23 protein-coding genes are annotated in these 18,446 nt (G+C 61.9%); 13 read left to right on the forward strand and 10 right to left on the reverse strand.

The annotated features are described in order from the left end of the window. Positions 1-121: 121 nt before the first annotated feature. Together HF682_RS05635 and ald are read right to left on the reverse strand one after the other, a co-directional pair. Positions 122-874, reverse strand: coding sequence for a gamma-glutamyl-gamma-aminobutyrate hydrolase family protein (locus tag HF682_RS05635; protein WP_168876236.1), 753 nt, complete (start codon positions 872-874; stop codon positions 122-124). Between the two features lie 134 nt (positions 875-1,008). Beyond that, entirely contained in the window at positions 1,009-2,124 is a 1,116-nt protein-coding gene (gene ald, locus HF682_RS05640) for an alanine dehydrogenase (protein ID WP_168876237.1), read from the reverse strand. Positions 2,125-2,606: 482 nt separating this feature from the next. Here ald and HF682_RS05645 point away from each other — a divergent pair, with 482 nt between their 5' ends. The 9 genes from HF682_RS05645 to HF682_RS05685 all read left to right on the forward strand — a co-directional run bounded on the left by HF682_RS05645 (position 2,607) and on the right by HF682_RS05685 (position 9,139). Next, on the forward strand, positions 2,607-3,158 hold the full coding sequence (locus HF682_RS05645) for a cupin domain-containing protein (protein ID WP_168876238.1): 552 nt from the start codon (positions 2,607-2,609) through the stop codon (positions 3,156-3,158). Positions 3,159-3,211: 53 nt separating this feature from the next. Then, positions 3,212-4,705, forward strand: a complete 1,494-nt coding sequence (locus tag HF682_RS05650) for an aldehyde dehydrogenase (protein WP_168876239.1) — start codon at positions 3,212-3,214, stop codon at positions 4,703-4,705. 154 nt (positions 4,706-4,859) lie between these two features. Continuing rightward, a complete protein-coding gene (locus tag HF682_RS05655) occupies positions 4,860-5,504 on the forward strand; it encodes an FMN-binding negative transcriptional regulator (RefSeq protein ID WP_168876240.1) in 645 nt (214 codons plus the stop codon). Positions 5,505-5,543: 39 nt separating this feature from the next. Then, the gene (locus HF682_RS05660) at positions 5,544-6,749 is read left to right on the forward strand and encodes a vWA domain-containing protein (protein WP_168876241.1); all 1,206 of its coding nucleotides are present in this window, start codon (positions 5,544-5,546) and stop codon (positions 6,747-6,749) included. Positions 6,750-6,814: 65 nt separating this feature from the next. Then, positions 6,815-7,252, forward strand: coding sequence for a type II toxin-antitoxin system RatA family toxin (locus HF682_RS05665; RefSeq protein WP_168876242.1), 438 nt, complete (start codon positions 6,815-6,817; stop codon positions 7,250-7,252). Next, a complete protein-coding gene (locus HF682_RS05670) occupies positions 7,239-7,553 on the forward strand; it encodes an RnfH family protein (RefSeq protein ID WP_168876243.1) in 315 nt (104 codons plus the stop codon). Before HF682_RS05665 ends, HF682_RS05670 begins: the two co-directional genes overlap by 14 nt. Further along, on the forward strand, positions 7,550-8,230 hold the full coding sequence (gene flgA, locus HF682_RS05675; protein WP_168876244.1) for a flagellar basal body P-ring formation chaperone FlgA: 681 nt from the start codon (positions 7,550-7,552) through the stop codon (positions 8,228-8,230). The genes HF682_RS05670 and flgA overlap by 4 nt, the downstream gene beginning before the upstream one ends. Positions 8,231-8,357: 127 nt before the next feature. After that, entirely contained in the window at positions 8,358-8,666 is a 309-nt protein-coding gene (gene flgM, locus HF682_RS05680; RefSeq protein ID WP_168876245.1) for a flagellar biosynthesis anti-sigma factor FlgM, read from the forward strand. Then, a complete protein-coding gene (locus tag HF682_RS05685) occupies positions 8,666-9,139 on the forward strand; it encodes a flagella synthesis protein FlgN (protein ID WP_168876246.1) in 474 nt (157 codons plus the stop codon). Before flgM ends, HF682_RS05685 begins: the two co-directional genes overlap by 1 nt. A gap of 6 nt (positions 9,140-9,145) precedes the next feature. Here HF682_RS05685 and motD read toward each other — a convergent pair whose 3' ends face one another. Further along, entirely contained in the window at positions 9,146-9,922 is a 777-nt protein-coding gene (motD, locus tag HF682_RS05690) for a flagellar motor protein MotD (protein ID WP_168876247.1), read from the reverse strand. A gap of 231 nt (positions 9,923-10,153) precedes the next feature. On the opposite strand from motD, the gene trxB reads away from it, so the two are divergent. Then, positions 10,154-11,107, forward strand: coding sequence for a thioredoxin-disulfide reductase (gene trxB, locus HF682_RS05695; RefSeq protein ID WP_168876248.1), 954 nt, complete (start codon positions 10,154-10,156; stop codon positions 11,105-11,107). A gap of 5 nt (positions 11,108-11,112) precedes the next feature. After that, positions 11,113-11,676 carry a Smr/MutS family protein gene (locus HF682_RS05700; protein ID WP_168876249.1) on the forward strand — a complete coding sequence of 188 codons (564 nt, stop codon included), beginning with the start codon at positions 11,113-11,115 and terminating at the stop codon, positions 11,674-11,676. On the opposite strand, the gene HF682_RS05705 is transcribed toward HF682_RS05700, so the two are convergent. Then, a complete protein-coding gene (locus tag HF682_RS05705; protein WP_168876250.1) occupies positions 11,651-12,103 on the reverse strand; it encodes a protein YgfX in 453 nt (150 codons plus the stop codon). The two genes, HF682_RS05700 and HF682_RS05705, sit on opposite strands and share 26 nt — an antisense overlap. Before the next feature lie 70 nt (positions 12,104-12,173). On the opposite strand from HF682_RS05705, the gene ygfZ reads away from it, so the two are divergent. Both ygfZ and HF682_RS05715 read left to right on the forward strand, forming a co-directional pair. Further along, positions 12,174-13,172: a CAF17-like 4Fe-4S cluster assembly/insertion protein YgfZ gene (gene ygfZ / locus HF682_RS05710; protein WP_168876251.1), complete on the forward strand. Its 999-nt coding sequence runs from the start codon at positions 12,174-12,176 to the stop codon at positions 13,170-13,172. After that, entirely contained in the window at positions 13,169-13,453 is a 285-nt protein-coding gene (locus tag HF682_RS05715) for a DUF4936 family protein (RefSeq protein WP_168876252.1), read from the forward strand. Before ygfZ ends, HF682_RS05715 begins: the two co-directional genes overlap by 4 nt. On the opposite strand, the gene HF682_RS05720 is transcribed toward HF682_RS05715, so the two are convergent. The 6 genes from HF682_RS05720 to rluC form a co-directional block, all read right to left on the reverse strand. Further along, entirely contained in the window at positions 13,441-14,643 is a 1,203-nt protein-coding gene (locus HF682_RS05720; protein WP_168876253.1) for an MFS transporter, read from the reverse strand. The two genes, HF682_RS05715 and HF682_RS05720, sit on opposite strands and share 13 nt — an antisense overlap. A 152-nt stretch (positions 14,644-14,795) precedes the next feature. Then, on the reverse strand, positions 14,796-14,975 hold the full coding sequence (locus tag HF682_RS05725) for a YjfB family protein (RefSeq protein WP_168876254.1): 180 nt from the start codon (positions 14,973-14,975) through the stop codon (positions 14,796-14,798). 125 nt (positions 14,976-15,100) lie between these two features. Then, positions 15,101-16,072: a S49 family peptidase gene (locus HF682_RS05730; RefSeq protein ID WP_168876255.1), complete on the reverse strand. Its 972-nt coding sequence runs from the start codon at positions 16,070-16,072 to the stop codon at positions 15,101-15,103. Positions 16,073-16,105: 33 nt separating this feature from the next. Then, entirely contained in the window at positions 16,106-16,471 is a 366-nt protein-coding gene (locus HF682_RS05735) for a Rieske (2Fe-2S) protein (protein WP_168876256.1), read from the reverse strand. Position 16,472: 1 nt separating this feature from the next. Beyond that, positions 16,473-17,135 carry an HAD-IA family hydrolase gene (locus tag HF682_RS05740; protein ID WP_205881911.1) on the reverse strand — a complete coding sequence of 221 codons (663 nt, stop codon included), beginning with the start codon at positions 17,133-17,135 and terminating at the stop codon, positions 16,473-16,475. After that, the gene (gene rluC / locus HF682_RS05745; RefSeq protein ID WP_168876257.1) at positions 17,122-18,096 is read right to left on the reverse strand and encodes a 23S rRNA pseudouridine(955/2504/2580) synthase RluC; all 975 of its coding nucleotides are present in this window, start codon (positions 18,094-18,096) and stop codon (positions 17,122-17,124) included. The genes HF682_RS05740 and rluC overlap by 14 nt, the downstream gene beginning before the upstream one ends. Positions 18,097-18,446: the final 350 nt, after the last annotated feature.

Below are 18,446 nucleotides of genomic sequence, written 5' to 3' on the forward strand. Positions count from 1 at the left end.
TTAGAGGTGTCCGATGCGGCGCTTGCTTTCACACCGTCCGGCATGCGGCAGCCTGGGCTGCCGGGACTGCATTACCCAATCAGCCGTTGCCACTGCTGATTGGGTAATGCCATGCCTCGGATCACCGTTGCTGCTGTCGTTGCCGGCACGCCTCACCGAACGCGCTGAAAATCGCGGTCGACAAGGGATTGCTGGCATGCTTCCACTCCGGGTGCCATTGCACCGCGAAGGCAAAACTGCGGGCGTTTGTCACGCTGAAGGCTTCCACCAGACCATCGGGCGCGGTGGCTTCCACGGTCAGGCCCTCACCCAGCCGGTCCACCCCTTGGCTGTGGATGGAGTTCACCATCGCCTCGTCCTGGCCAAACCAGCGATGCAGCTGGCCACCGGGCGCAATCCGGATCGGGTGTGCCGGGCCATATTGCACGTCCAGCGTGTCCTCATCGCGTTCACGGTGATCCATGCGCCCCGGTTGCTCATGCACCTTCTGGTACAGCGAGCCCCCGAACACCACATTCATTTCCTGAAAGCCACGGCAAATGCCCAGTACCGGCACCCCGGCCTCGAATGCGGCACGGATCAGCGGCAGCGTCGTGGCATCCCGGTGCGGATCGTGCAGCGTACCCGGCGCGCTCGGCTCGCCAGCATAGTGGTGCGGCTCAACGTTCGACGGGCTACCGGTAAACAGCAGGCCATCCACCATCGCCAGCGTCTGCTCGATCGACTGCGCATCGCCCAGCGAAGGCAGCAACACAGCAAACGCATGCGCACCTTCGATCACCGCGGTGATGTATTTCTCACCGATGGCGTGAAACGGATGCTTGCCGAGAACTTTGCGATCGGCACAGATGCCGACAACGGGTTTGCGCTGCATGGTCAGGTCATTTCTGGATACTGTGGAACACGTGCCTAGCGTAAGCCAAAGCGGCGAATGCGGGGAGGGGGTAAGCGGGAATGGACTATTGCAATCCAGCGAATAATTCCACGCCCCTTACCCCAGCCTCATGCTCAGGCAATCACACTTTCTGCGGCCACATAAGCATAGCCCAGATCGCGGGCCACGGCTTCGTAGGTCACCTTGCCTTCGGCCACGTTCAGGCCGTTGCGCAAGTGTTTGTCGTCACGCAGCGCCTGCTTCCAGCCCTTGTTGGCCAGCGCAACAGCGTAGCCCAGCGTGGCATTGGTCAGCGCCTGGGTGGAGGTCCGTGCCACACCGCCCGGCATGTTGGCCACGCAATAATGGATGATGCCATCCACCACGTAGGTCGGCTCCTGGTGGGTGGTCGCCTTGGAGGTCTCAAAGCAACCGCCCTGGTCAATCGCCACATCCACCAGCACCGAGCCCGGCTTCATCAGCTTGAGCATGTCGCGGGTGACCAGCTTCGGTGCGGCCGCGCCCGGAATCAGCACGGCACCGATCACGGCGTCCGCCTCTTTCAGTTCACGCTCGATGGCATCCTGGGTGGAGAACAGGGTCTTGATGCGACCACCGAAATCGCTGTCGATTTCTTTCAGGCGCGGCAGCGAGCGATCCAGAATGGTCACCTCTGCCCCGAGGCCCGCCGCCATGCGTGCGGCGTGCAAACCCACCACCCCGCCGCCGATAACGGTCACCTTGCCCGGTGCCACGCCCGGCACGCCACCCAGCAGCACGCCGGAGCCCCCTGCCGACTTTTCCAGTGCCCGCGCAGCAGCCTGGATGGACATACGCCCGGCCACTTCAGACATCGGCGCCAGCAGCGGCAGGCCGCCACGGTCGTCTGTCACGGTTTCATAGGCAATGGCAATGCAGCCACTGGCCACCAGCGCCTTGGTCTGCTCCGGATCCGGAGCCAGATGCAGGTAGGTATAGAGGATCTGGCCCGGACGCAGCATCTGGCATTCCACCGGCTGCGGCTCCTTGACCTTGATGATCATGTCGGCCTTGGCAAAAATCTCGGCAGCAGTCGGGATGATCTGCGCACCCGCGGCCACATACTGGTCATCGGCAAAGCCGATGGCGGTACCCGCATTCTGCTGCACCATCACCTGATGGCCATTGCGGATCAGTTCCTTGGTACCAGCGGGGGTCAGGCCCACGCGGTATTCGTGATTCTTGATTTCCTTGGGTACGCCAATCAACATCGCTGTTATCTCCGTATTGTCGTTTCAGGCTGCGCACTCTTGGGTTGCAGTCCTGCGGCGCGCCATGCGCCCGTTGGTGACCGATCATCTGGCCATGGCGCGGGGGTACACGCCCTGACCAAACGCCCTCTCGCGAGGAAAACACCTGCCACCCTCTGCCCGTCAGGCAGACCATCCACCGGATGGTATTCCGTGCGGGAGGCCGCCCAAGCAGGCGGCCCGCCCTATTGTGTGATGCATCACGCACGCACCGCTCTGATCCAGATCAGTCCATGCGCACTCAACCGTTTAACTTTATCAACAAGCGATTGTTGATATGTCGTGTCATGATGATGAAATTACACAACATTCAACGCACTTGCTGCAACGCAACAACTTATTTTTAAAGCACTTTTTGCTTTATTTCGGCTCATTCTAGTTTAAAAAAATAGACTTTGGCAAGGCTATTGTTTATTATATTTTACACACTGAATGAGGTAGCCATGTCTATTGAGGTTAGCACGCGATTGCGCATCGTCCGGGAAAAGTACGGCCTGTCCCAGCGCGAACTGGCCAAACGGGCGGGCGTCACCAATGGCACCATTTCGCTGATTGAGCAAAACCGGGTCAGTCCCTCGGTGTCCTCCCTGAAAAAGGTACTGGAAGGCCTGCCCATGTCGCTGGCCGAGTTCTTTACCTTTGAGCTGACCGAGAGCAAGCCCTCCCCGTTTTTTGAGGGTGACAGCCTGCCCAATCTGGGCAATGAAAAGATCGAATTCTGTCTGGTCGGTTCCGGCGTCAAGGAGCGCAATATGTGCATCATGCGCGAACGCTACCAACCGCACTCGGATACCGGCGTGGAAATGCTGCGCCATGATGGACAAGAAGGTGGCGTGGTGGTGCAGGGCGAAATCGAGCTGACCGTGGGTGAAGAAACCCGCGTATTGAAAGCTGGTGACGCTTATTACTTCGACAGCAGCCTGCCGCACCGTTTCCGCAACCTGAGCGATGACATCTGCGAGGTGGTTTCGGCCAACTCGCCACCGACATTCTGATCCGAACCATGATGCCGGGCCGCACCCGGCCCAACTGAAGAGGAACACCCAGCATGGCAAGCAAAACCCTCAACGACTGGCAGCAACGGGCGCAATCGCTGAAGATTGAAGGCCGGGCGTTTATTGATGGCGCTTATGTGAATGCCGCCAGCGGCCAGACCTTTGATTGCATCAGCCCGATTGATGGCCGCCTGCTGACGCCGGTCGCCGAATGTGGTGAAGCGGACATCAACGCTGCCGTGGCGGCCGCCCGTCGCGCCTTTAACCAGGGCGTCTGGGCCGGGCTCAATCCGCGTGCGCGCAAGGCGGTGATGCACAAGTTTGCCGACTTGTTGCGGGCCAACTTGGACGAGCTGGCCCTGCTGGAAACGCTGGACATGGGCAAACCGATTGGCGATTCCACCACGGTGGACATCCCCGGTGCCGCCTACTGCGTGCAATGGTATGGCGAAGCCATCGACAAGATCGGCGGCGAGATTGCCCCTGCCGATCACCATCTGGTGGGTTTGGTGGATCGGGTGCCGGTCGGTGTGGTCGCCGCCGTGGTGCCGTGGAATTTCCCGATTCTGATGGCCTCATGGAAGTTTGCTCCCGCCCTGGCGGCGGGTAACAGCGTGGTGCTGAAGCCATCGGAAAAGTCCCCGCTCACCGCCATCCGCGTCGCCGCCCTGGCCAAGGAAGCCGGCATCCCGGACGGGGTATTCAACGTGGTGCCCGGTGGCGGTGCTGCTGGCAAACTGCTGGCGCTGCACATGGATGTGGATTGCCTGGCCTTTACCGGCTCCACCGCTGTCGGCAAGCAGATCATGCAATGCGCTGGCCAATCCAACCTGAAGCGGGTGTGGCTGGAGCTGGGCGGCAAGTCCGCCAATATCGTGCTGCCGGATTGCCCGGACATGGAGCGCGCCGCACGCAGCGCCGCCGGTGCCATCTTCTTCAATATGGGCGAAATGTGTACCGCGGGCTCACGCCTGCTGGTTCATCGCAGCATCAAGGATGCTTTCCTGGAGAAAGTGCGCGAAGCCGCCAAGGCGTATACGCCCGGCCATCCGCTGGACCCGGCAACGAATATGGGCGCCATTGTTGATGGCATCCAGCTGGAGCGCGTGCTGTCCTATATTGCAATTGGCAAGGGTGAAGCCAAGCTGCTGACCGGTGGCGAACGTGCCGAGCCGGTCAGCGGCGGCCACTACGTCCAGCCCACCATGTTCGACTGCCCAACCGGCAAGGAGCGCGTGGCCTGCGAGGAGATCTTTGGCCCGGTGCTGTCGGTGATCACCTTCGACACCGTGGAAGAAGCCATCCGCATTGCCAATGACAGTGATTACGGTCTGGCCGCTGCCGTATGGACCGGCGACCTCACCTGCGCCCACGACACCGCCCGCCAGTTGCGCGCTGGGACCGTGTGGGTGAATTGCTATGACGAAGGCGGCGACATGAATTTCCCGTTCGGCGGCTTCAAGCAATCTGGCAATGGCCGCGACAAATCGCTGCATGCGCTGGAAAAGTACACTGAACTGCGTTCCACCCTGGTGCGCCTGCGCTAAGCACTCCACCAGATTCCCGTCACCCGTTTCCTCATGCCGCCCACCGCAAGGTGGGCTCTTTTTTTGGCCTGTCGCTCTCTCAAAAAGTGGCTCCATGCCACTTCATCCATGTGCGCTATGCTGGGTACCTGATTCAACGAACCGGATGCGCATCATGCCTATTTATTTGCCCCGCCACTTTGAAGGTGACCTGAGTGCCGCTCGCCAGCTGATGTGTGAGCGCCCCTTTGCCACCCTGATCACCGCAGACGGTGATGACCCGTGGATCTCCCATGTCCCGGTGCTCTATCAGCCGGGCGAACAGGAGGACGAGCTGGGTAGCCTGCTATTCCATCTTGCACGCCCCAATCCGCACAATGCGGTATTGCTGCAGGGCGAGAGCACCCTGGTCTTCCATGGTCCCGACGCGTACATCTCGCCCAACGACTACGCCGAGCCCCAGCAGCATGTTCCCACCTGGAATTTTGCCACTGTGCACGCACGGGTACGGGCCATACCGCTGGAGGGAGAGGAGGCGCTGGTCGCCATGCGACAGCAAGTCAAAGCCTTTGAGGAAGATGCCACGCAGCCTTGGCAGCTGGATGAGTCTGACGCAAGACTGATGGGCATGTTCCGTGGCATCTCGGTGTACCGGCTGCAAATCACGCGCCTCACCACCAAATTCAAGCTCAGCCAGAACCGTAACGCGGAAGACCAGCGCCGGGTCCGCCTGAAAACCACGCCACCCGCGCCTTGGGGTCGGACCTGTGGGGAATGGATGCAGCACTTGCAGATCGGGACCGCCAACCCAGCGGATTGACCCCCGCTCACGGCCCGGGGGTCGGTGTACAATGGCAGCATGACCGATCCCCGTGCCCTGCCCGTATTGCTGGACTTCCTGCTGGCCTTGCGTCAAGCCGGGGTGCCGGCTTCACTGCGCGAACACTTGACCTTGCTGGAGGGCATGCAGCGTCGGCTGGTCGAGCCTGGCCTTGAGTCTTTCTACCACTGGGCTCGTCTGTGCTATGTCAAGGATGAGCAACACTACGACCGCTACGACCGTGCCTTCGGCCAGTTCTTCCACGGCAAGGAAGGATTGTTCAGCGACCTGCAGCGCGAGCTGCCTGAGGACTGGCTGCGGCATGAACTCACCCGCCTGCTGAGCGAAGAGGACAAGGCCCGACTGCAGGCCATGGACTGGCAGCAACTGATGGATACCCTCAAGCAGCGGCTGGCGGAACAGCATGAGCGGCACGCAGGCGGCAACAAGTGGATCGGTACCGGCGGCACCTCACCGTTTGGCGCGCAGGGCTACAACCCGGCCGGGGTGCGGATCGGTCAGGCGGAGTCTCGCCACCGCAAGGCGGTCAAGGTGTGGGATCAGCGCCTGTTCCGCAATCTGGATGATCAGGTCGAGCTGGACACCCGCAATCTGAAAGTGGCGCTACGCAAGTTGCGCCGCTTTGCCCGACAAGGCGCGGCGGAGCTGCTGGACCTGCCAGCCACCTTGCGCTCAACCGCCCGGCAAGGCGGCCTGCTGGACCTGCAATGGATGCCTGAGCGCCACAACACCATCAAGGTGTTGCTGCTGCTCGATATCGGTGGCTCCATGGACGACCACATCCGCCTGTGTGAAAAGCTGTTCTCCGCCGCCCGCAGCGAATTCAAGCATCTGGAAACCTGGTACTTCCATAATTGTGTGTACGAGCGGGTCTGGCGTGACAACCAGCGCCGCTGGACCGAGCACACCCCGACCGATCAGTTACTGCACACCTATGACCGCAGCTACAAGCTGATCGTGGTGGGCGATGCCAGCATGAGCCCCTACGAGCTGCTCTACCCCGGCGGCAGTGTGGAGCACAATAATCCCGAATCCGGCCTGACCTGGCTGGGCCGACTCTATCAGGCCTATCCGGATCATGTCTGGCTCAATCCGGTAGCGGAAAACCATTGGCACTTTACCGAGTCCAACCACTTGATCCGTGAGCAGCTGGGCGACCGCATGTTCCCGTTGACGCTGGACGGGCTGGACCGCGCCATCCGTCGCCTGCTGCGCAAGGGCTGACGCAGCGCGGCAGCGAAAACTGTTAAAATGGGCCTGCAGCTGCTCGAAAAAGGACGTTGTTTCACATGGTTCAGGTTGAACAGTCGGTACTGGTGGAATACACCCCGGCCCAGATGTACGCGCTGGTGGAGCGCATTGAAGATTACGCCAGCTTCCTGCCCTGGTGTCAGGCCAGTGAAGTGAGCGAACGGGACGATGTGCAGACGGTGGGCACCTTGCACCTCAACTACCACGGCGTCAAAAGCCAGTTCACCACCCGCAACCAGAAAACCCCGGACCGCGAAATGCACATGACGCTGGTCGATGGCCCCTTCCGTGCGCTGGCCGGTTGCTGGCGCTTTACCCCGCTGGGCGAACACGCCTGCAAGGTAGAGCTTCAACTGCAGTACCAATTTTCCAGCAGCGTGCTGGAAAAGCTGATCGGCCCGGTGTTTCACCGCGTGTCGCACACCTTGGTGGAAGCCTTCGTCCATCGCGCCGGACAGGTGTATGGCAGCGTCTGACCCCATTCCGGTCGAGGTGGTGTACGCTGCGCCACTGCAGCAACAGGTCTACCGCCTGCTGCTGCCTGCAGGCACCACAGCGCAGCAGGCGGTCGAGCTATCCGGGGTGTTGCAGGCCCACCCGGAACTGCAGGCGCAGCCGCTGACCCTGGGCATCTATGGCAAGGCGGTCAAGGCTGAACAGCCATTGCGCGCGCGCGACCGTGTGGAAATCTATCGCCCCTTGCTGGGCGATCCGAAGGAAATTCGCCGACGGCGTGCTGCCGAAGCGCAGCAGCGCCGTACACAAGGAACATCATGACATTTCGCTGGCTGCTCTGCCTGCTGCTCCCCGGCCTGCTGCACGCCGCCACGCAAGACCCTCAGGCACTGCGCGAAGCGGTCGCCGACTTTGCCTATCAGCAATTGCGCAGCATGCCGGGCGAAGTCACGGTCAGCGTGGGCAGCCCGGACCCGCGCCAGAAGCTGCCTGCCTGCCGCAAGCTGGACCCTTATCTGCCAGCAGGGGCGTTGCTGCGTGGTCGCACCCTGCTGGGCGTGCGCTGCCTGGACGGCGCCAACTGGTCGCTCACGCTGCAGGCAAAAATCTCCATCGTTACCGACGTGGTGTTCAGCAGCCGCCCACTGACCGCAGGCACCCCGCTGGTTGCGGGTGATCTGCAACTGCAGCGCCGTGATCTGGCCGACCTGCCTACCAGTGTGCTGACGGACCCTGGCCAAGCAGTGGGGCGCAGCCTGCTCACCTCGGTTGCGGGAGGGCAGCCGCTGCGCAGCGAGCTTTTCCGAGCTCCGTTTGCGGTGTTGCAGAATCAGCAGGTGCGGCTGGTCGCGCAAAGCGACGCCTTCCGCATCGAGACCATCGGCAAGGCACTGAGCAATGCACAGGTGGGTCAGGTGGTGGGTGTGCGTACCGACAGCGGACAGGTGGTACAAGGTGTGGTGCAAGGCCCCGGCGTGGTGCTGGTCACTGTAGAATAAGGCCTGCAAGCCCGGTCAATCCTGGTGCTTTGCTTTTCTGCAGATTTTGGTTAAAGTTTTCTGCGGAACCGTCGATAATGGCTATAGGCGGCCGTGTATTGCTGCGCCGCATGCCGGGAGAAGTACCATGAAAGTCGACAACCAGGGTCGCCCACTGACCACGCAGCCCACGACAGCCGCTCCGGCACGTGCGCGGGTGGACAGTCAGGGCAGCGCGCCTCGTGCCGCACAGCAGGATACCGTCAGCCTGTCCGCCTCGTCACAGCTGCAGGCCGCAGAAAAAGCGCTGGGCAATGTACCGGTTGCCAATGCCGACAAAGTACGCGAAATCAAGGAAGCCATTGCTCAAGGCAAGTTCAGCATCAATGCCGAAGCCATTGCCGATGGCCTGATTGACAGCGTGAAAGACCTGCTCGCCGACCGCAAGGCGCGCTGATGACCGCATTGCCCGATACCCTGTTGAGCCTGCTGGGTGAGCAAACCCGCAGGCTCAATACTTTTTCCAGCCTGCTGGAGCAGGAAACCCTGGCCCTGCAACAGGCCGATATTGAGGCGATGAGTCGCCTGAACCCGGACAAGCTGCAGCACGCCGAACAGTTGCAGTGGCTGGCACGTGAATTACGTCAACTGCTGGCCCCGCTGGCCGGACAGGATGATGTCGCCTTGCAGCGGGACTGGCTGCACCAGCAACTGAGCACGCATCACCCCGCCTTGCTACAGCAATGGGAGGCCGCCGCCCAGGCTTGCCGTGTGCAGAATGAGCGCAATGGCCAGATGATCGAGCAGCAGCTGCGTTTCAATCAGCAGGCGCTGCACACGCTGCTGCCCACCCCTGATCCCTTGTACGGCATTGACGGCCGCATGGGTGACGACAGCAACAACGCCCGCCGCGACTACGGCAAGGCGTAACCCCTCTTACAACGCAGGCAAGCTGGCGGCTTCGTCGGAAGACTCCGCCAGGATCGTGACTTGCACCCGCCGGTTCTTGGAACGCCCACCTTCATCCGCGTTGCTGGCCTTGGCGCGATTCTCGGCGTAACCGATGGCCGACAGCCGGTCCGGCTTCACCCCGCGCTCGACAAACAGCCGGATCACGCTACTCGCCCGCGCCGAAGACAGCTCCCAGTTGGAGGGATACTGTGGCGTGCTGATTGGGGTGTTGTCGGTATAGCCTTCCACTTGAATGGCGTTCTCTTCGCGCGCCAGCAAATCTGCCACCGCCGACAACACTTTCACCGAATCCGGATTCAACCGCGCGTCCGCCGGGGCAAACAGCACACTGGCGCTGATCTCCAGCGAAATACCCCGCTTGGTCTGGCTCACCTTCACCTGACCTTCATTGATCATCGGCTGCATGACTTTGAGCAGGTCGGAGCCCAGGGTCTTCATGCGCTGGGTGGTCTGCTGGGCTTCCGGGTCCGGTTGCACCAGTGGCGGAATCCGGGTGGGGCGGCTGGGTAACTGCGGCACAGGCTGCGTGTCCGGCAAGGTCACCAGCTGACTATTGAGTGCCCCTTGCGCCTGAAACGCCTGCACCAGGGAATCCGACAGTACCCGGTATTTACCCTCGTTGACCTGTGAAATGGCATACATCACCACAAAAAAGGCAAACAGCAGGGTAATGAAGTCCGCGTAGGACACCAGCCAGCGCTCGTGATTTTCGTGTTCTTCTTCGTGCTTGTGGCGCCGCATGCGCTCCTCCTGCCAAAGGGACAGCTGGCCTCATTATAGCCGAGCGCCTATCAGTCCTGCCATAAAGCCAGACTATCAGGGGCTTAGCGAGAATTCATTGCAGGCGGCCCGCGGGCAGACTATGCTGGCGACCAACTCGCCGCCTTGGCCGCGGCCTTGCTAAAATACGCTTGAACCCCATCTTATCGGGAGGGGCAACCAGCCCTACCCCACTCAGACAAGGCAAACATCATGTCCAGTACCCACGCCAAATTGCTGATTCTTGGTTCCGGCCCCGCCGGTTATACCGCTGCCGTCTATGCGGCCCGCGCCAACCTCAAGCCAGTGATGATCACCGGCATGGCCCAGGGCGGCCAGCTGATGACCACTACAGAGGTGGACAACTGGCCGGCTGACGCCGACGGTGTACAAGGCCCGGAGCTAATGCAGCGCTTCATGCAACACGCCGAGCGTTTTGGCACGGAAATGATTTTCGACCAGATTCACACCACCCACCTGAACGAGAAACCGATCCGTCTGGTCGGCGACAACGGCGAGTACACCTGCGATGCCCTGATCATTGCCACCGGCGCCTCCGCCCAATATCTGGGTCTGCCCTCCGAGCAGGACTTTATGGGGCGTGGCGTGTCCGGCTGCGCCACCTGCGATGGCTTCTTCTACCGGGGTCAGGCCGTTGCCGTGGTTGGTGGCGGCAACACTGCCGTGGAAGAGGCGCTGTACCTGTCCAACATCGCCAGCCACGTAACACTGATCCACCGCCGCGACAGCTTCCGCGCCGAGCGCATCATGATCGACCACCTGATGGAGAAGGTGAAGGAAGGCAAGATCACCCTGCAGCTCAACAGCGTGCTGGATGAAGTGCTGGGCGACGACAGTGGCGTGACCGGTGTGCGTGTGAAGGTCAACGACGGTTCGCAGAAAGACATCACGGTCAACGGCTGCTTCATCGCCATCGGCCACAAGCCTAACACCGACATCTTCAGCGGCCAGCTGGAAATGGATGGCGGCTATATCGTCACCCAAGGGGGTCGTAACGGTAACGCCACCGCCACCAGCGTGCCGGGCGTGTTTGCTGCCGGTGACGTGCAGGATCACATCTACCGTCAGGCCGTGACCAGTGCCGCCAGCGGCTGCCAGGCAGCGCTGGACGCCGACCGCTACCTGCAAAGCCTCGGCAAGCTGTAAGCGGCGTGGCCAAGCCACGACACCTGCCCCTGCCCGCCCGCCGCGCACTCAGCGTGGAGGAGCGGGCCTTGTTTCAAGCCGTGGTAGGGGATGTCACACCACTCAGCGTGCCGGAACGACGCAGCCTGCAACCGCGCCGCCTGACGCCGCTACCCGCGCCCGCTCGCCCTGTTGCGCACGCCCCGCTGGCGGTGAGCGCGCCGGAGTGGATCGAACTGCACGCCCACGGCGAGCTGCTGCATTACCGCGACCACAGCGTCAGTCATCGCCTGCTGCACGAGCTGCGACGTGGCCACTGGCCCATCGGCGCCGAGATCGACCTGCACGGCGTCACCCGCGAAGAGGCGCTGCACCTGCTGGGCGCGTTTCTGGGCGAAGTCCGCCAGCGCGGTATCCGCTGCGTGCGCATCATCCATGGCAAGGGTTATCGCTCACCGGGTGGCCAATCCGCGCTCAAGGGCTTGGTACGACACTGGCTGACCCAGCTGCCGCAAGTGCTGGCTTTCAGCGAGACCCGTCCGCAAGAAGGCGGCAGTGGTGCCGTCAAGGTGCTGTTGCGTCAGGCTTAGCCCGCTCCGGCCCCAGCTGGCGCAGCCCCCGCTGCAGCGCCGCCCAGTCATCCGCGGGCAACTGGTCGCGCAACAACAGGCACCGTCTCACCCGGCCTTGCTCATCCCGCAGCGACAGGCTGAGCAAGGCTTGCCACAGGACACTCCGCGCCGGGTCCAGCTGCCACAGCGCTGCGGCCTCGCCCGCCGTTTGCCCAAGCCAGACCCCATCGGCATTCACCCCAATAGTGCGTGGCGTTTGTCGCCGCAGGTGGGCCACGGCACGTGGCCACCACAGCAGCGCCAACAGCAGCACGATTGCACTGCAGATACCCCGCCAGGGTCCGAGTGGCAGCTGCCACGGCACAATCGCCAGCAGCAGGCTTTGTAGAAGCAGCAAGCGGGGCAAACGCTGCGAGGGCTGGAGCGGGTACAAAATGGCGGTCATGCGGTACAATATCCGAGTGTTTTGATCGGGAATAAAGGAAGGCACGATGCAGGCAGCATGGCAGACATTTTTGACAGGTCTTGGCGCCGTTGTCGAGCAAGACCGTGTGCAACACTTTGGTGACGCGCAGCAGGCACTGGACGCCGTTAACCAAGGTACAGTGCTCTGTGACCTGTCGCACTGGGGCTTGCTGCCGTTTGCCGGTGACGAAGTCAAAAGCTTCCTCAACGGCCAGCTGTCCAGCGATGTGCTGCAGCTGGCGGACGATCAAAACCAGTACAGCTGCCACTCCACCCCCAAAGGCCGGATGCTGGGCAACTTCCTGCTGTGGCAGCAGGATGGCCGGGTAGTACTGCAAGTGTCACCGGACCTGAAAGAGGCGCTGCAGAAGCGCCTGTCCATGTACATCCTGCGTGCCAAGGCCAAGCTGACGCCGTGGGAAGAAGCCCCCGTGATGCTGGGTCTGGCAGGTCCCGGCGCGGCCGCCCTGCTGCACACCACACTGGCGGCTCCGGCGCTGGCTGAGCACGGCACCTGGTCGCACGACGGTGTCACCCTGCTGCGCACCCGCGGTGAACGCTATCAATTGCTGTGCAGCGTGGCGCAGGCCATCGCCCTGTGGCCACAGCTGGCAGCTGGCGCCACCCCGGCGGGAGCCGATGCCTGGCTGTTGGGTGAAATCCGCGCCGGCATTCCCTGGATCACCGCCGCCACTCAGGATGCCTTTGTCGCGCAGATGGTCAATCTGGAGCTGCTGGGGGGTGTCAGCTTCCGCAAGGGCTGTTATACCGGGCAGGAGATCATTGCCCGTACCCAGCACCTGGGCAAGGTGAAGCAGCGGCTGTTCCGGGTAGCCTTCGAGGTTCCCGCCCAGGCAGGCGACGCACTGTACAGCCCGGATCTGAATGGCCAGGCCAGCGGTACATTGCTGAATGTGGTACAGACCGCCCACGGTCACTTTGAAGCACTGGCCGTCCTGCGGCTGGGCAGCATGGAACACGGCATGCACCTGCAAGCCATGGATGGTCCGGCCATCCGCGTGCTCAATCTGCCCTACCCGCTGGAATGAGCCTCTCACTCTACGTCTACTACAAGGTCGCACCCACCGAACAGGCCGCGCTATGGCCTGCGGTGCAACAGCTGCAAGCCTGCCTGACGGCCCTCTGCCAACGGTTTGAGCTGCAGCACCGCTGTGATGATGCCAGTACCTGGATGGAGTGCTACCTGGGCATCACCGATCGTGATGCGTTCCAGCAGCACATGCAGGCGGCACTACAGTCCATACCGCAGCCTTGGCCAGCCCGCCATGAGGAGTGGTTTACGCCACTAGACTTTCCTCAGCAACGCTGACTGGCCGGGTTGACCCTGCCTTGCCGCCGTCCCCAGAAACTCAGCACCCCCACCGCTCCCATGAACAGGGCCATGCCCAGCAGCAGGGAGCGCGTCTGTGCCATGCTGTGTACCAGCCCGACCAAGGCCCCTGCCAACGGTTGTGACAGGTTATTGAACAGGATCATGGCCCCGGTCACCTTGCCGAAGTCCCCGGCGGGAATCACCTGCTGGCGCTCACTGCGCATATAGATCGAATACGATTTATCGAAGCCGGTAATCAGCAGATAGCCCAGCCAATAGCCGAGGTACGTCGGGCTCAGCGCTGCCAGCAAGCCACCTGCCATGATGCTGAAATAGCTGAGGATGCCCAGCAAGCGCTGTGGCACGCTGACGCGGGCAATCAGCAGCAAGGTCACGACGGTTACCGCCGCCGCCCACGCCTGCAGCGTGGCATAGCTGGCTTCGCTGCGCAGGTAGAACCCGGTGACCAGCGCGGCGCTGGTCGCCAGTACGCCTCCCAGCAGCAGGTTGATGGCCGCAGCCTGCGCCACCAGCCGTGGCAAGCCCGGCAAACGCCATACTAGCGCAAATGCCCGCAGCAGTGCCTGCCCCCAGGGCTCGCGCTCATTCGGCTGCCACCCGCTCCTCTGACTGTAGCGCAGCCAACGCCCGGCACTGAGGTCGGCCAGCAGAAAAATGGCGGAGGCCACCATGAAGCCACCCTGCCAGTTCCACCATTTCAGCAATCCGGCGGCCAGCAGCGGCCCCAGTACCATCCCCAGCTGGTCTGCCAGCTGGGCCGATGAGGCCACCTGCTGATAGGGTTGCTCAGGAAACGCCTGCGGCAGCACCACTTCACGTGCGACGAAGCCCTGCCCGGTCAGCACCCCGCACACAGCAGACAAGCCAATCAACCAACCCAAGCCGCCCCATGTCATGAAGCAGGCAATACCTACCAGGCTGATGATGGCCCGGCTGCGCTGGCTAATGCGCAGCAGTTTGACGGGCGAGACCCGGTCACACAGAATGCCGAACAGCGGGAACATCAGGTAACGCGGCAAGGTTTCCAGCATGAAGGCAAGGCCGGACCAGCCGACATTGCGCGTTTGCTGGTAGACCACCAGCGGCACCAGAATCAGCAGCACCTGATCGGCCAGTCGGGCCAGAAACAGTGAGCCAAAGAATGAGCTTGCACCTCGGGATGCCATGACGTTCTCCACATGGAGTTGCTACTTTCACGTCAACCAGCATACCCTTGCTTTATTTGAATAAACAGTCAGTTACCAAAAGGGAACCGCTAAAATCGACGCAAAAAAAACCGGCCTTGGCCGGTTTCTGTGTTGTGCATGCTGCAAAGTGCTCAGGCTTTGACATCCACATTCTGCCCCAGGTTGGGCGGATTGTTATAGCTGGGCTTCTGCGGCTCTGGCAGCGACTGCAGCAGGGTACTCACCTCATTACGCTTGGACTCCTGCGCCTTTTTCAGGGCGTAGATCTGGGCCTTGCTGCTTACATCTGCAATCTGGCTGCTGCCGTCCATGGTGAACTCCTGCTGCGCCGAAGGGCGCGGTCTATGCTTGAGCTTACAGCCTAGCGCAAGCCTCGTGAAAATGCAAAGCCGGGCAGGCAACTGTCAGACCAGATGCCCGCCCGGCCGACCAACGGTCAGCGCAGGCGTACTGACTCAGTCTGTCCGGTCACGCCCTCGCTGAAGCTGGTACCAAGTCGCTTGGCTACGCGGTCGGCCAGACTTTCAGTCAGGGTGTAATCCACCAGCTGATCCGCCTTGATCACTTCACGCGCCACACTGTCAGTGGTGCCAAGCGCATCGGTCAGGCCCAGCTCAATACTCTTGGCACCATGCCAGACCAGACCCGAGAACATATCGGGCGTTTCTTTCAGGCGGGCACCACGGCCCTTGCGCACCACGTCGATGAACTGCTGGTGGATGTCAGCCAGCATCTGGGTAACGTAGGCTTTCTGCTTGTCGTTCATCGGCGAGAAGGGGTCGAGAAAGCCCTTGTTCTCTCCGGCGGTAAACAGGCGGCGCTCCACCCCCAGCTTTTCCATGGCTCCGGTAAAGCCAAAGCCATCCATCAGCACCCCGATCGAGCCCACCAGGCTGGCTTTGTCGACATAGATACGGTCCGCCGCCACGGCCACATAGTAGCCCCCGGAGGCGCACAGGTCCTCGACCACCGCATACAGCGGCGTACCCGGATGCAGCTTGCGCAGGCGACGAATCTCGTCATGGATGATGCCCGCCTGCACCGGGCTACCGCCCGGGCTGTTGATCAACAGCACCACGCCCTTGGTGTTCGGATCCTCAAACGCCCGGCGCAGTGCAGCATTGATGTTGTCCGCGCTGGCCACGCTCCCCGGTGCAATCACCCCCTCCAGACGCACCACCGCCGTATGCGGCGTCGTGCGGCCTGCCATCTGGCTACCGGCCAGCCCCAGTACCAGCAGCAGCGGCACCAGCAGGTAGGCAAATCCCAGCAGCTTGAAGAAAATGCCCCAGCGACGCTTGGCACGCTGTTCCTTGACCACATCGCGCACCAGACTCTCGAGAATCTTGCGCTCCCACGGCTGGCTGCCATCCTGCGGCAGGGTTGTCTGCTCCGGCTTGTTTTCCATACGGTCCTTCCAGGTTAATCGCTTGTCTTACCCTCAGGGTAACTGGATCGAGTCTGCTTCGATCGGCCAGCCGCAGTATACGCCATCGGCCTGCTCTGTCAGCGGCACCGCCTGCAGGTAAGCCCCCCGACAGGGTCCGCCCAGACATGCACCGGTATCCGGGGCATACCAAGCCCCATGCATGCTGCAGATCAGGTACTGGCGGGACAGATCAAAGAAGTCGCCAGTTTGCCAGTCCATCATCACCGGCACATGAGCGCAACTGTTCTGGTAGGCATAGACCTGCCCTCGCCAGCGTATGGCAAAAGCCGGCTCAGGTCCGCGTGCAGTCATGACCCGAAAGCAGACGGCCTTGCCGGACTCCTGCAAATCGCTACCTGCACACAGGTAATACGCCATGTCATGGCTCCAGCCAGCCCGCCAGCTCCGCCAGATTGGCCAGCATCACCCGATGCGGCACAAGAACCAATTGTGCAGCATCATGCGCGCCCTGAGTCAGCGCCACAGCCTCCACCCCGGCATTGGCCGCCATCTGCAGATCATGGGTGGTGTCGCCCACCATCAAGGCACGGTCAGCGGGATGAAACAGCTCGTCCAGTAGTTCCAGCAGCATCGCCGGGTGCGGCTTGGAGAAGCTTTCTTCTGCACAACGGGTCGCCGCAAACATCGGGCGCAAGCCGGTCTGATCCAATGCCTGTTCCAGCCCGCGCCGCGACATGCCGGTGGCGACAGCCAGCGTATACCCCGCCTGCTGCAGCGTGCCCAGCAGCGCATGTGCGCCTTCATACAAGGCGGCTTGCCGCCCATAGATGGGCCAGGCCGCGCGGAAGGACTGCCCCAGCGGAATGCGCTCATCCACCGGCAACAGCGGCGCCAGTTGCTGCAAGGCTTCGTCCATGCCCAGCCCGATCACCTGCCGTACGGCGCTGCGCTCCGGTTGTGGCAGACCATGCTCGCGGAAGGCATGCTGCATGGACAGGACGATCCCGGCGGTACTGTCCATCAAGGTGCCGTCCCAATCGAACACGATCAGGTCATAGCGACGTGCATCAGGCATCGGCATCAGGGGCTCCGGCGGTTTGATCTAGCACGCTGAGGTAGTGGCTCAGCTCCGGAGGCAGCGGTGCTTCCAGCTGCAAAGGGACCCCGGTCAGCGGATGGGTGAGCCGCATCCGGCAGGCGTGCAGGAACATCCGCTTAAGCCCTTCACGCGCCAGCTGCTTGTTGCGCGGGAAATCGCCGTATTTGTCATCCCCCGCAATCGGATGGCCCAGGTGCTGCAAATGCACCCGAATCTGGTGGGTACGCCCGGTTTTCAGCTCGGCCTCGACCAGCGCGCAATCCGCCCATTTTTTCTGCAAGCGGAACACCGTGTGCGAGGGCTGGCCACCGGCTTCCACCCGCACACGCCGCTCGCCATCCGGCAGCAGGAATTTATGCAGCGGTGCTTTCACCGCCTGCACCGGCTTGCCCCACGCTCCCAGTGCCAGCGCGAAATAACGCTTGTCGGTCTGGCCCTGCCGAATCTGCTCGTGCAGCTTGACCAGGGCCGAACGCTTCTTGGCAACCAGCAGGATGCCGGAAGTCTCGCGGTCCAGCCGGTGCACCAGTTCAAGGAATTTGGCCTGCGGGCGTTGATGGCGCAATTGCTCGATCACCCCGCGTGAAATGCCGCTGCCACCGTGTACGGCAAGGCCAGCAGGTTTGTTGATCGCCAGCAGCGCATCATCTTCAAACAGAATATCAAACACCACCGTCGGCCCGGCGCCACTGCCAGGCTTGGGCGCCTCTTCGGCCACCCGTACCGGCGGGATGCGTACCTCATCATCCGCCTGCAGGTGGTAACTGACATCCGTGCGCTTGCCGTTGATGCGGACTTCCCCGGCGCGAATGATGCGATAGATGCGGCTCTTCGGCACCCCTTTCAGGATGCGGAGCAAAAAATTGTCCAGTCGCTGACCGGCCTCTTCGGCATCGATGCGACGTTTGGTGACAGTAAGGTTTTCTTTGCGTGACAAGTCCATATTGCTTATACTAGCCCTTGCAGTCCATTCGGGCTGTCCGGCGTGTTGTCTGGCCGGCTCTGCACTGCTCCCGCTCTTTATTCAATGCTGGCTGCTGATTTACGGTTGATGAATGTGATCGGCCCGTCTGGCACGTTGATGGCAGCACTTTATGCCTTGCTGCCCTCCCGGTGTAGCCCCTGTTGGGCTCGAATCCGAATACGCCCTGCGCCCCGCTCCATTCCAGCCCCTTCAGTAGCCATGCTCTGGCTTGGTTCCAGCTTGCCCGACTGCTGCAGTCATGGGCAGCGGCCAGTTCCCTGGATTTTTTCGGGACCTGCTGCCGCCGGAAGCCCGCCCCGACAGAACGG

The sequence above is a fragment of the Leeia aquatica genome, assembly GCF_012641365.1.
Classification (GTDB): domain Bacteria; phylum Pseudomonadota; class Gammaproteobacteria; order Burkholderiales; family Leeiaceae; genus Leeia; species Leeia aquatica.

Excerpts from the sequence above, each read along its gene's own strand:
- HF682_RS05635 (WP_168876236.1), bottom strand. The coding sequence starts at position 874 with ATGCAGCGCAAACCCGTTGTCGGCATCTGTGCCGATCGCAAAGTTCTC.
- ald (WP_168876237.1), bottom strand. The coding sequence starts at position 2,124 with ATGTTGATTGGCGTACCCAAGGAAATCAAGAATCACGAATACCGCGTG.
- HF682_RS05645 (WP_168876238.1), top strand. The coding sequence starts at position 2,607 with ATGTCTATTGAGGTTAGCACGCGATTGCGCATCGTCCGGGAAAAGTAC.
- HF682_RS05650 (WP_168876239.1), top strand. The coding sequence starts at position 3,212 with ATGGCAAGCAAAACCCTCAACGACTGGCAGCAACGGGCGCAATCGCTG.
- HF682_RS05655 (WP_168876240.1), top strand. The coding sequence starts at position 4,860 with ATGCCTATTTATTTGCCCCGCCACTTTGAAGGTGACCTGAGTGCCGCT.
- HF682_RS05660 (WP_168876241.1), top strand. The coding sequence starts at position 5,544 with ATGACCGATCCCCGTGCCCTGCCCGTATTGCTGGACTTCCTGCTGGCC.
- HF682_RS05665 (WP_168876242.1), top strand. The coding sequence starts at position 6,815 with ATGGTTCAGGTTGAACAGTCGGTACTGGTGGAATACACCCCGGCCCAG.
- HF682_RS05670 (WP_168876243.1), top strand. The coding sequence starts at position 7,239 with ATGGCAGCGTCTGACCCCATTCCGGTCGAGGTGGTGTACGCTGCGCCA.
- flgA (WP_168876244.1), top strand. The coding sequence starts at position 7,550 with ATGACATTTCGCTGGCTGCTCTGCCTGCTGCTCCCCGGCCTGCTGCAC.
- flgM (WP_168876245.1), top strand. The coding sequence starts at position 8,358 with ATGAAAGTCGACAACCAGGGTCGCCCACTGACCACGCAGCCCACGACA.
- HF682_RS05685 (WP_168876246.1), top strand. The coding sequence starts at position 8,666 with ATGACCGCATTGCCCGATACCCTGTTGAGCCTGCTGGGTGAGCAAACC.
- motD (WP_168876247.1), bottom strand. The coding sequence starts at position 9,922 with ATGCGGCGCCACAAGCACGAAGAAGAACACGAAAATCACGAGCGCTGG.
- trxB (WP_168876248.1), top strand. The coding sequence starts at position 10,154 with ATGTCCAGTACCCACGCCAAATTGCTGATTCTTGGTTCCGGCCCCGCC.
- HF682_RS05705 (WP_168876250.1), bottom strand. The coding sequence starts at position 12,103 with ATGACCGCCATTTTGTACCCGCTCCAGCCCTCGCAGCGTTTGCCCCGC.
- HF682_RS05715 (WP_168876252.1), top strand. The coding sequence starts at position 13,169 with ATGAGCCTCTCACTCTACGTCTACTACAAGGTCGCACCCACCGAACAG.
- HF682_RS05720 (WP_168876253.1), bottom strand. The coding sequence starts at position 14,643 with ATGGCATCCCGAGGTGCAAGCTCATTCTTTGGCTCACTGTTTCTGGCC.
- HF682_RS05725 (WP_168876254.1), bottom strand. The coding sequence starts at position 14,975 with ATGGACGGCAGCAGCCAGATTGCAGATGTAAGCAGCAAGGCCCAGATC.
- HF682_RS05730 (WP_168876255.1), bottom strand. The coding sequence starts at position 16,072 with ATGGAAAACAAGCCGGAGCAGACAACCCTGCCGCAGGATGGCAGCCAG.
- HF682_RS05735 (WP_168876256.1), bottom strand. The coding sequence starts at position 16,471 with ATGGCGTATTACCTGTGTGCAGGTAGCGATTTGCAGGAGTCCGGCAAG.
- HF682_RS05740 (WP_205881911.1), bottom strand. The coding sequence starts at position 17,135 with ATGCCGATGCCTGATGCACGTCGCTATGACCTGATCGTGTTCGATTGG.
- rluC (WP_168876257.1), bottom strand. The coding sequence starts at position 18,096 with ATGGACTTGTCACGCAAAGAAAACCTTACTGTCACCAAACGTCGCATC.